This window comes from Bacillus sp. 03113, from assembly GCF_006546985.1.
Taxonomy (GTDB): Bacteria; Bacillota; Bacilli; order Bacillales; family Cytobacillaceae; genus VATK01.
This window is the reverse complement of record NZ_VATK01000012.1, coordinates 98,018-110,120: the sequence shown is the minus strand read 5'-3', so window position 1 is coordinate 110,120 and position 12,103 is coordinate 98,018. Positions and strand designations below refer to the sequence as shown.

Below are 12,103 nucleotides of genomic sequence, written 5' to 3'. Positions count from 1 at the left end.
TGATCAGCTGCGACAGACATAAGACGCAATACACAGAAAATCCTGATTTTTGGAGTATTGTGGCTTATGATCCGAGCGGCTAGGCGCACAGCTGGACACCCGCCTATTTTCAAAAAAAATATAAAATTAGTCTCACTTAATCTCGATTGTGAAGGATTACATGAGAGCGAGCTTTCTATTTCATAAGAGAAGAAAAAATGCTAGGTTCCTTATATCTGTTGATGTAATAGATATAAGGAGTCCTAGCACTATTCACTCTTTAATAGCTTTCTTTCCTTTTCTTCTTCTATTCTTTTCATAAATATTTCCCCATCTCTCTCAATCAGTGCTTCCTCTTGCTTCCTTTCCGCTCTACCTGTACGGATAGCCATGTACATACTTATCACAATTCCAACTACAACAAAATATACCCAAATTGGAATGATCAAAATTACACCTCATTTCAAAAATAATCTCCTGATTCTCTCTGATACATTCTTATGTAACAAAGTCTAAAATATGATTCCAGAAAAGGACAAGTACTTGACTTCTTTCAAAGAAATCAAGCACTTGCCCTTTTCTATCAATTATTTATGAAAGGTTGGCTTATAAAACGCACGATTATCTAATGGGAAAATGCGGTCTGAAAATTCCCCAGGTTTCACTCTTTCTAAAGCTCGATCAAGCATATTCATTTTTGCATCAATGTTATCAATATAGTGCAAAATTTCTGCTTCTTTTATTAAAGGAGGCTTAGGACTGCCCCATTCTGCTTTTCCGTGGTGGGAAAGAACTAGATGTTGAAGAATCATCACCTCTTCACCAGCTATCCCTAATTCATCACTAGCTTTCCCAATTTCATTGACCATGATGGAAATATGACCAAGTAAATTTCCTTCAACAGTATAAACAGTAGAAATAGGTCCAGACAATTCAAATACCTTCCCTAAATCATGAAGAATAATCCCACTATATAGTAGATCCTTATCTAGGCTAGGATATAATCCCGCTATAGCTTTGGCTAAATCCAGCATACTTACCACATGAAAAGCTAATCCAGAAATGAATTCATGATGATTTTTTGTGGCAGCTGGATACTGGTAAAATGCTTGTTGATGCTTTTTTAGTAAATGTCTCGTGATTCTTTGAATGTTTGGATTTTTCATTTCAAAGATATATTGAGTAATCTTACTCATCATATCGTCTGGGGTTAATGGTGCTGTTTCAAGAAAGTCAGAAAGCTTAACTGAATCATCCTGAGAAGCTAAACGAATTTGCCTGATTCTTAGTTGATTACGCCCTCGATAATTCTGAATATCACCATTCACTCTTACAATGGTTTCGGGGCAATAATTTTTTTCATCGTCATCAGAAGCATCCCAAAGCTTTGCTTCAATATCCCCGCTTTTATCTTGAAAAAAAAGGGTTAAAAAAGGCTTCCCATTACTTGCAGTAGCTTTCACTGAACTTTTAATCATTAAAAATAAATCAACTTGCTCCCCTACTTCAAAATGAAGTATACCTTTTGACATATTAAACCGTCGCTCCTCTATAAAAATTTATCCTTCGTCTCTTTTACATCGTTATTTTTCATTTTATTTACAAGGGTAAGAAAGTATAAGTTTTCGGAACTTCGACCGGTGTCTAGCTCCGACGTACAGGACGTACTAGTGCCGATGTTGCCACAGGATGTGGCGTTCTTAATCGGCCAGCGCCTAGCCCTTGTGAAAAATAACCTAATGTCTCTAAAAGTAAAAAACACTTTTTGAGCCATTAGAACATTTTTCTTCAGGGCTGATCAAGCCGCTTCCACATTTCTTACGATATTAGTATATCATACTGCATACATTCTACATTAAACAGATTGCAGCTTAACTTTTTCAGCGATATCAGTCATTTCACTCTGTTTAAAGTATGATAATAAAGGCCGATGACAAGTAAAGAACAATAACTGATGATCACGAAATGTCTTTAATAATGTCATGACTCTTCCTGTTCTTCTTTCATCAAAGTTAACAAAACTATCATCGATAATAATAGGCAGTTTATATTTTTGATAAATAGTAAATGCCAATGACAATCGCAAGGAAACATATAGCTGTTCTGTCGTCGCTTGGCTCAGTTCGTTTGCATTGTATATTTCATGCTCGTGACTTTCAATTAAAAAGCCGCTTCCCTCTTCTTTCGGAAAAATATGAATATATCTCCCTTCTGTTAAATAGCTGAGGTATTCTTCAGCTTTTGTAAGCATCGCAGGAAGCTGGATATGTTTATATCGTTCAATGGTCTTCATTAAAAGATCTTTTGCTAATGCCAAACGAGACCATTTTTTTACTTCTTCTTCAAAATCAAATTTCCTTTGCTTGTACTGATGCAATAAGTCTGTGTAAATGCCTCCGTCCTCTATTAAACCAATTTGATAATTCAATTCTGCTAAACGATTTTGTACGTCTGTCATTTTCTGCTGAGTTTGTTCTATTTGCACTTGTATTTCTTCCATTGTTTCCTTTATCAATGAAGTAGTATTCGAATAATGAAGCATTTCGTTCATCGATAATGATGACAATGCTAATTGCATTTGCAGCTGCTCCATGCGCTCTTTGATCTCCATTTTTTTTGCCGCTTTTCTCCCCATTTCTCGAAAGTCATCTTCTGTTTCTACATGAGCAGCCTGCAAAAGCTTCTCTTTATCATTTTGAAGAAGCTTCATTTTATGATCAAGCCTGTTCATTTCTTCATGTAGTTCAGAATATTTATTACTTTTCTCTTTAAATTGTATTTTTTTCTCCATTTCTGATCTTAATTTAGTTTTTAGCAAAAGGACTGTTTCCGATAAGGATGAAAGTGGTGTTTCAAGAAAGGAACGCGCGTAATGATTAATATCTGTATTAATCTGTTCTAATTCCAAATTTATCTGCTGATGCTGTTTTGTAAAATATTCTAATTCCTTTAGGATTGATTTCATCTTCTCGACTATCGTATAAGCATCATGGATATTTAATAAAGAAATTTCATCTGGTAAGTTTAAATATCTTCCTAACTCAATAACCCTTTTTTTATGCTCATTAAATTCCTTCTCCCATCTTTCAAAACCATCAATAACTTTTTCATAATATTTATTTTGCTGCTCCCATTTCATCGTTAATTGATTTAGTTCCTGCCTTTGCAATTGATCCTTCTCAAGCTGTAGAGCTTGAAGATTCTCTGTTTCTAAGGGGGCATCTTCCAATTGAGTACTTAAACGATTCCCCTGCTTTTGTAAGTCCTCGAGTTCCATTTCAACCATTTTTAGTTGTTTAGAGTGCTGAAGTCTGAAAAGGAAAAATAGGCAAATAAATATGCCAACAGCCCCAACCACATTCATGATAAGCTGTTTCTCAATAAAACCCCAAATGGTAAAAATGAAAAAGATTACCCCAAACATTAGTAACTGAAGCCTGTCTTGTTTGCGTTTTTTTAATTCTGTCTGCTTCGCTTGCTTCAGAATGCGTATCTTACTTTGAATATCATCTCGTTTTGTACTAAGCAACGGTCTATCAGTTTGATCTTTTAATTTATTTAAAAGGATTCCTCGCTCTGTTTCTGAAAGAAGCCCTTTTTTTATCCATTTTATTTTCATTTCAATTTCTTCTAACGCTCTTTTTTCTTCATTAAATCTCTCTTCTAACCCGTCTTTTTTTTCTAATAAACGCCTTTGGTTTTTCTGTGCATTTGCTGTTTGTTCGTTCATGAATATACTTGTGTTACTATCTAATATTGCCTTATCTGATAGATCAAGATGAAGCTTATCCTTTAAAAGAATCAGATCTTCTTTTTGCTTCTTTATTTTCATATCTAATTGAATATTTTCTTGTACGAGCTGATCATAATTAGACATTTTTTCAATGGTTAAAGAAATGCTAGATTCATGGTCCAAAAGTTTTTGATCTGGTTTTAAAGACTCCATTTCTTGCTCTATCTGCATCTTTTTATGTGCTAAGTGATTTATTTGGCTTTCTAATGGTTGAATTGCTTCAATTAAGCGTTCTAGTCTTAATATGCCATCGGTTGGAAAGGACCCTTGCTCAAACTCCTTTATTCTTTCGGAAAGAACTTGCTGTTCTAAAAAAACAGGCTGCATCCTGCCCCATTCTTCTAGTTTATTCAGCGATTGATGCGATTTTTTCAACTCACTATTAAGCTCTTCAATTTCGTTTTGACATGCTTTTCGATTCTCAAGGAAAATCACATACTGTTCATTTAATTGTTCAGCTTTTTTTAAATCCTTGTACAACTGACGAAGGTCCTTAAGCTTTTCGTTAATGACTGGTTTTCTTCCACTAGGCTTAAATTGAAAATCTAGCTGTTTTTGTATATCATTTTCTATTTTAAACAATCGATCAGACCCAATTGTACCTGTTGAAAATAAATATCTTCCTAAATCCTCCCCCTTTAATTGATGAACATTTTGCAAGCCTTGCAAATTGAAAGAAAAAATAGCTTGATATAAGGGCTTATCCATATTTTGAAGGAGTTCATTTAATAATTCCTCTCCGCCTCTTACACCGCTTTCTAAAGTGACCGTAACTTCACTTAACCCCTTCGCCTTCACTCTTTCAATCAAAGCTCTTCCTTTTTCAGGAAACCACACTTCAAGCATTCCTCCATATTTCACAAGCTTCTTTGGTTCATATTTTAATTCCGATTGCTGTTTTGAAGGAAAACCAAATAGTATGCTGTGAATAAATGACATAATGGTTGATTTTCCAGCCTCATTCCTTCCATAAAAAACATGCCGATCCTTTAAATCTTGTATAATTAAATTCTTAAATTTTCCATAGCCATAAATATGAATACTAATGATTTTCATACACATACTCCCTTCCTAATTGTGTAAGAATTATCAAGATTAATGTTCATTAAGAAGCTGTATTAGCAGCTTTTGTGCATCTGTTAATCGCTCTTTTTTCTCTTCTTCAGATACTGTTTCAATAAAACGAGAAGCTTGATGATGTTCCAATAAGGGGGCTAATGATTGATCAAATCCATCATATTCATCAATTACATTAAAAAGCTCAGAGTAAAAATCGGACTTTTCTATTAATGTCTCTTTTGTCCAAATGAAGCTTTCTTGTATGGCTATTTCAAAAATCCATACGAATAAGTCCTCTTCTTTTTCTTCATCTTGTAAAGTTTCCATTAGCTCTCCTGTTACGATGGCCTTTAAATCATGTCCTTCTAATTTGACATTCTTTAAGATAAGTGACATTAGAATTCCTTGCTTATTAGATCGTTCTTTCTCTATTGCTTTTTTGCAGAAAGAATATAATTCATTAAAGCTTGTAACCTGTTCAACATCCAACTCAAGCTTCCTCCATACAATATCAGAGGTTTCAATAAACTGAAGATGCGTTGTTACTTCATCGATCGTAACTAGGTAGCAGCCTTTTATCCCTTCTTCTTTCTTATGGCGGCCTTGAATATTTCCTGGATAAATGATAGGAGGCTCTTTGCTAAGAATGGAACGTTTATGTATATGACCAAGAGCCCAATAATCAAATTTCTTCTCCACTAAATCAGAAAGCTGAAAAGGAGCATAACGTCCATGCTCACTGCCGCCTTCAAAATAACCGTGTAAAATGCCAATATGAAAATCTGCCCCATCTACTTTTTGATATTGATCAATTTTCCGTTCTATTACATGGCGCTGATCATAGCTAAAGCCGTATAAATGAACGGATGTATGATGGTTGGCAAAGTTTTTTTTCTCTACGTGGCCTTGGAAAATATAAACATTATCTGGCATGCTTAAATGAACCCAATCTCCTGTTAAATAATCATGATTTCCATGTACCAAAAAGACAGAAATATTCTCCTTCGCTAATCTGGTCATTTCTTGACGAAATCTCGTTTGTGCACGGATGCTTCGGTCTTCTTCATCATATAGATCTCCAGCTATAATAACAAAATCAACCTTATGAAGGATCGCCGCTTCCACAACCTTTTTCAATGCAACAAACGTACTTTCCTGCACTCTTTTACGTATAAAGGAAGGCAATTCCTTTAATCCGATCATTGGGCTATCTAAATGAAGATCTGCTGCATGAATAAATGTAATCCTTTTCATAAATAGTCCTTTCACAATCTTTTCCTACATTGTAACATCTCAAAAAAACGAATGCACGTTCTTATTTATCTTACGAAAAAAGCCTGCCTTTCTAGGCAAGCTTTTTTCGTAAGATTAATAATAAACGATTTCAATTTTATTGCATTTTTGACATCTTCTAAAGCCTTTATTTTCTAAATATACATGTCGGCAATTCGATTGAATGAAAAGAATTTCATTTTGCAAAGCTTTTATTTTTTTCTCAAGTTCCTGAATTTGAGCTTCCATATCTGCAATCATGAACGGATCATTTGTAAATGACAGACCCATGATCAACAAACTCCTTCGCTTTTTCCTTTAATCCTTCATCAATGATCTCTTGTTCACTTTTTTCTTTTGTTATCGCCATATTTCTTATGTCCTGGGAAATTCGCATAGAGCAAAATTTCGGACCGCACATTGAACAGAAATGAGCGGTTTTGGCACCCTCCGCTGGCAATGTTTCATCATGGTATTCAAGAGCCCTTTCAGGATCAAGAGAAAGGTTGAATTGATCCTTCCAGCGAAATTCGAAACGTGCTTTTGATAGAGCATTATCTCTTTTTTGAGCAGATGGATGTCCTTTAGCCAAATCAGCAGCATGAGCGGCTATTTTATAAGCAATAACGCCTTCGCGAACATCGTTTTTGTTCGGCAAGCCTAAATGTTCTTTTGGAGTAACATAGCAAAGCATGGCTGTACCAAACCATCCAATCATCGCTGCTCCGATCGCCGAGGTAATATGATCATATCCTGGTGCAATATCTGTTGTTAATGGGCCTAATGTATAAAAAGGAGCTTCCTTACAAATTTCTAATTGCTTGTCCATATTTTCTTTAATCATATGCATTGGTACATGACCTGGTCCTTCAATCATGACTTGAACGTCATGCTTCCAGGCGATCTCCGTAAGCTCACCAAGTGTTTCAAGCTCTGCAAATTGCGCTTCATCGTTCGCATCCGCAATGGAGCCTGGACGTAAACCGTCGCCAAGGGATACGGAAATATCATACGCTTTTAATATTTCACAAATTTCTTCAAAATGAGTGTACAGGAAGTTTTCCTCATGATGAGCTAGACACCACTGAGCTAATATAGATCCTCCACGAGAGACTATTCCTGTCGTTCTTTTCGCTGTTAATGGAATATATCTTAATAGCACGCCAGCATGAATTGTAAAGTAATCTACTCCTTGTTCAGCTTGTTCAATAAGGGTGTCACGATATACCTCCCAAGTAAGATCTTCTGCTACTCCCTTTACTTTTTCTAATGCCTGGTAAATAGGAACGGTACCCACTGGAACTGGAGAATTACGAATGATCCATTCTCTCGTTGTGTGAATGTCTCTCCCAGTTGATAAGTCCATGATCGTATCTGCACCCCAGCGAGTTGCCCAGGTCATTTTTTCAACCTCTTCTTCTATTGATGAAGAAACAGCTGAATTTCCGATATTGGCATTGATTTTAACGTGAAACTGGCGCCCGATAATCATCGGTTCACTTTCGGGATGATTCACATTGGCAGGAATAATCGCTCTCCCTTTCGCAACTTCACTTCTCACAAGCTCTGGATCAAGTCCTTCTCTAATCGCGATATACTCCATTTCAGGAGTAATGATTCCTTTTTTGGCGTAATGCATTTGTGTGACATTTTGTCCTTTTTTCGCTTTTAAAGGGAGATAGTTTTGTAGTGGGAATTTTTTCACTTCGTTCCCATCAGACTCTTTTCTATAACCATTATCTTCAGGCTTTACGGTCCTTCCTTCGTATTCTTCTACATCATTTCGCTCTCTGATCCACTTATCTCGAAGCTTTGGCAGGCCACTATGAATATCAACTTCATAGTTAGAATCTGTGTAAAGTCCACTCGTATCATATACACGTAATGGTAGATTTTCTTCTGTTCCAAAAATGCCTTCTGTAGGCCCTTGTCCAATTTCTCTCATTGGCACTTGAATATCACTTCTTGAGCCTTGAATATAAACCTTTTTACTTCCAGGTAAACATGCGTATTGCTTTGTCTCTTCATTCTTCATTTTTCATACCTCCAACATTTTTTTCATGGAGGATCTGCAACAAGACAACAAAAACCCCCATGTAACAATCACTGGGGGACGAATAAGTATATACAGATAAAAATCCTTAGATGAAGTCAAAAAAATGCAGACTCCACCCTTGGAATCTGCATGATAATCACTCTAGTATGCACTTCCCTACGCTGGTACGAACCAGATCAGGTGAAAAAGGGTCAAAGACATATGGGTCTTAATCTCAGCCGACCTATTCGGCCCCCCCAGTGGAAATTTTATTCAATTGTACAAGTTCAATATAACACACTTTCTATTCTTTTGACACAAAAAAGTAACTTAATCGTGATTCTATTTTTAGTAGTCTTCTAATTCTTCTTTTCATCATGATCTTATTACTCATTTTTCGTGATCTGTAAAGCTTTCTTAATGTCTTTATAGGAATTCGATTTTCCGTACATTAAGACTCCGCCTTTATACACTCGCGCTCCAAATATGGCCATCAGGATCACTGAAAGAAGTAAGATCACAATGCCTAAGATCGGCTCCCAAACAGGCAATGTTAGCATGCCAACTCTCATAAACATAAGCATTGGTGTAAAAAACGGAATGAATGACGTAACCGTAATAAATGGAGTGTCTGGCTGATTAAGTCCAAACATCGCAATCATAAATCCACCTACAATGATAAAGGTCATTGGTGTAATCATTTGCTGAACATCCTCAATTCGACTGACAAGTGATCCTAAAAATGCTGCTAGTGTTGCATAAAGGAAATAGCCAAGGATAAAAAAGATAACAGCATAGATGATAGTTATTATCGGAATGTCCTGAAAGCCAAAAACATCAAAAAATCCTCCACTCATGGATTCTAAATTTCGTTTAATAAAGGTATAACCAACAAGTAATAAAGCTGCTAGCTGTGTTAAGCTAAGAAGACCAATTCCAAGGATTTTTGCAAACATTTGTTTAATAGGAGAAACGCTAGATATTAAGATTTCCATGACACGTGAAGATTTTTCAGTCGCTACTTCCATGGCAATCATATTCGCATACAGCATGACAGCAAAATAAATGACAAACAATAACACATAAACAAGTCCTCTTGCTTGATTAAGCTCTTCTTCTGATTTGGCATTTTTCTCTAAAGCGATTTTATTAAAAGCAACTGGCTCATAAAGCTTTCCGAGCTGTTCATTTGTTAAATGAATTTGTGAAGCAGCCAGCTTCGTTTTTATTTGTTGAAGACCATTTTGAATGTCAGTGGCTACCGACGAATCCGCTATGCTCATTGCTTTAAAGGAAGCAACCGGAAGCCCCTCTTGATCGTTGGATAAGATTAAAACACCATCATATTCTTCTTCTCGCACTTTTTTCTCTGCACTTTTTTCTGTTCCATTGTACTTCTCCAACTTTAGTTGGTCATTGGTCTCTGTTAGCTGTTTCATTAGTGGTGAAAATAATTGATCAGTTTGATCAATTACAGCAATCGTGTCTGTTTGATCTTTATCAAAAAAATCGATAATGTTCGTTAAATTTGTTAAGCCAGAGACGATCAATACCGTTATAAGTGTGGTAATGATAAATGATTTTGTTTTAAGCTTGCTTAAATAAGTATGAAACAAGATAATAAAAAACTTATTCATAAGAAGCACCAACCTTTTCTATAAAAATATCATTTAGTGAAGGTTCTTCTAGAACAAATTTACGTATAAACCCTTTCCCCACAATTTCTTTTAAAATTTGTTCTGCTACTTCTTCTTTTTCAATTTGCAGTTGAATTCCTTCTGGTGTTTCTTTTGCCTTCGTCACACCAGGATACTTACTTAAAAAGCTAAGATCAAAATCAGAGTGAATCACCAAATTTTTCTTTCCGAATGATCTCTTAATTTCTTTTAATGACCCATGTACGACTGGGCTTCCTTTATGCATAATACATAAATGCTCACACATCTCTTCCACATGCTCCATCCGGTGACTTGAAAAAACGATGGTTGTTCCTTTCTTCTTTAACTCCAAAACAGCTTCTTTCAACTGTTCAACATTTACAGGATCTAATCCACTAAAAGGCTCATCTAGAATAAGCAGCTTAGGTTTATGTATTACCGCAGTAATGAATTGAATTTTTTGCTGGTTCCCTTTTGAAAGCTCTTCTACTTTCTTTTCCTTATATTCAGGAACTTTAAATCGATTTAACCAATAGTCCAATTCTTTTAAACTATCTTGCTTAGACATCCCTCTTAGTCTCGCTAAATAGACAATTTGGTCCTTCACCTTCAGCTTTGGATAAAGGCCTCTTTCTTCAGGTAAATAGCCAATTAATGAACTGGTAGAATAGTCAATCGGCTTGTTATCCCAAGTAATTTGACCGTCTGTTGCTTCTAATAATCCAAGAATCATTCGAAAGGTCGTTGTTTTTCCTGCGCCGTTTGCACCTAAAAATCCAAACATTTCTTGTTCAGGAATTGAAAGTGATAGTTGATCTACAGCTTTAAATTTTCCAAAGCGTTTTGTAACCTCGCTAATTTCTAATGTCATTTCCGCTCCTCCTTTACCAATATTTACTACGAGTCTCATTATAAAAAAGATTCAAGAAAAAGGAAAACTATATTAATATTCTTTGGGACGCTGTTCATTTTTTCGTGCAAAAAATAGAGGTAAATTTATTTACAGTAGATTGAAATTAGGTTAGACTATAAATCGTAATCATTACTATTTAATACTAAAATACAGTTTAATAGGAGAAAAACTAATGAGAATACCTGTAACCGTACTTAGTGGATATTTAGGTGCCGGAAAAACAACCTTATTAAATCAAATATTAACAAATCAGGAAGGATTGAAAGTTGCTGTCATTGTGAATGACATGAGTGAAGTGAATATCGATGCCCTGCTTGTAAAAAACGGCGGGTTTTCAAGAACCGATGAGAAATTAGTTGAGCTTCAAAATGGATGCATTTGCTGTACACTTCGAGAAGATCTAATGAAAGAGGTAGAAAAAATTGTTGATCAAGGAGGTATTGACTACATTTTAATCGAGTCAACTGGAATTAGTGAACCGATTCCTGTTGCCCAAACATTCACTTATATAGATGAAGAATTTGGGATCGATTTAACACAAAAGTGCAGACTTGATACGATGGTAACCGTTGTGGACGCCAACCGTTTTTGGGAAGATTATGCTTCTGGAGACTCTCTTCTTGATCGCAAGCAAGGAATGGATGATACAGATGTGAGAGAAGTTGTCGATCTGCTAATTGATCAAATCGAATTTGCTGACGTCATTGTACTAAACAAAACAGATTTAATAGAGGAAAACGATACCTTTGAGTTAGTATCATTTTTGAGAAAACTAAATGGCGATGCTTCTATTTATCCAACTTCTTTCTCTAAAGTTGATGTAAATTGGGTTCTAAACACTGGTAAGTTTGATTTTGAAAAAGCAAGCGAGTCTGCTGGTTGGATAAAAGAATTATATGAAGAACATATCCCTGAAACTGAAGAGTATGGCATATCATCGTTTGTCTATCGAAAAAGAAAACCATTTCACCCAGAAAGATTAATGGAGTGGCTCGAAAATTGGCCTGTTGATGTTGTAAGGGCGAAAGGCTTTTTTTGGTTAGCTTCTCGAAATGAAATATCAGGCCTTCTCTCCCAAGCAGGTTCAACGATTACGATTCAAGGTGCTGGCGAATGGGTAGCTGAATATCCTCTTAAAGAACAAGAACAAATGCTTAAAGAAGATCCAGAGCTGCAAAGAAAATGGGATTCTACCTTTGGAGATCGCATGACAGAGCTAGTCATGATTGGGATCGATATGAATACGGAAGAGATTGAACATTCTTTAGATCAATGCTTATTAACCGATGAAGAAATGCATTTCGATTGGAAAAAAATGAATGACCCTCTTCCAAAATTCACTGTATCCAATTAATTATCGCTAAATGACAGGCATCAATTAAATGCCTGTCATT

General features: G+C 35.7%; 9 protein-coding genes and 1 riboswitch. Of the genes, 1 reads left to right on the top strand and 8 read right to left on the bottom strand.

All coding sequences use genetic code 11. The annotated features are described in order from the left end of the window. Positions 1 to 248: 248 nt before the first annotated feature. The 8 genes from FDO66_RS13170 to FDO66_RS13135 all read right to left on the bottom strand — a co-directional run bounded on the left by FDO66_RS13170 (position 249) and on the right by FDO66_RS13135 (position 10,667). Complete coding sequence (locus FDO66_RS13170; RefSeq protein ID WP_309475280.1) at positions 249 to 428, bottom strand: sporulation YhaL family protein; 180 nt, start codon at positions 426 to 428, stop codon at positions 249 to 251. Between the two features lie 138 nt (positions 429 to 566). Continuing rightward, on the bottom strand, positions 567 to 1,511 hold the full coding sequence (gene yhaM, locus FDO66_RS13165) for a 3'-5' exoribonuclease YhaM (RefSeq protein ID WP_141433118.1): 945 nt from the start codon (positions 1,509 to 1,511) through the stop codon (positions 567 to 569). 323 nt (positions 1,512 to 1,834) lie between these two features. Next, positions 1,835 to 4,828 (bottom strand): ATP-binding protein, encoded by a 2,994-nt coding sequence (locus FDO66_RS13160; RefSeq protein WP_181444571.1) that lies wholly within the window; start codon positions 4,826 to 4,828, stop codon positions 1,835 to 1,837. A gap of 39 nt (positions 4,829 to 4,867) precedes the next feature. Continuing rightward, entirely contained in the window at positions 4,868 to 6,085 is a 1,218-nt protein-coding gene (locus FDO66_RS13155) for a metallophosphoesterase family protein (protein WP_141433116.1), read from the bottom strand. 114 nt (positions 6,086 to 6,199) lie between these two features. Further along, complete coding sequence (locus FDO66_RS13150) at positions 6,200 to 6,394, bottom strand: hypothetical protein (protein ID WP_141433115.1); 195 nt, start codon at positions 6,392 to 6,394, stop codon at positions 6,200 to 6,202. Further along, the gene (thiC, locus tag FDO66_RS13145) at positions 6,372 to 8,138 is read right to left on the bottom strand and encodes a phosphomethylpyrimidine synthase ThiC (RefSeq protein ID WP_141433114.1); all 1,767 of its coding nucleotides are present in this window, start codon (positions 8,136 to 8,138) and stop codon (positions 6,372 to 6,374) included. The genes FDO66_RS13150 and thiC overlap by 23 nt, the downstream gene beginning before the upstream one ends. A 157-nt stretch (positions 8,139 to 8,295) precedes the next feature. Next, positions 8,296 to 8,407: riboswitch (TPP riboswitch) on the bottom strand. A 117-nt stretch (positions 8,408 to 8,524) separates the two neighbouring features. Then, positions 8,525 to 9,775 (bottom strand): ABC transporter permease, encoded by a 1,251-nt coding sequence (locus FDO66_RS13140; protein WP_141433113.1) that lies wholly within the window; start codon positions 9,773 to 9,775, stop codon positions 8,525 to 8,527. After that, entirely contained in the window at positions 9,768 to 10,667 is a 900-nt protein-coding gene (locus FDO66_RS13135; protein WP_141433112.1) for an ABC transporter ATP-binding protein, read from the bottom strand. The genes FDO66_RS13140 and FDO66_RS13135 overlap by 8 nt, the downstream gene beginning before the upstream one ends. Before the next feature lie 214 nt (positions 10,668 to 10,881). Between FDO66_RS13135 and FDO66_RS13130 the strand changes: the two genes are divergently transcribed. Next, entirely contained in the window at positions 10,882 to 12,063 is a 1,182-nt protein-coding gene (locus FDO66_RS13130) for a GTP-binding protein (RefSeq protein ID WP_141433111.1), read from the top strand. Positions 12,064 to 12,103: the final 40 nt, after the last annotated feature.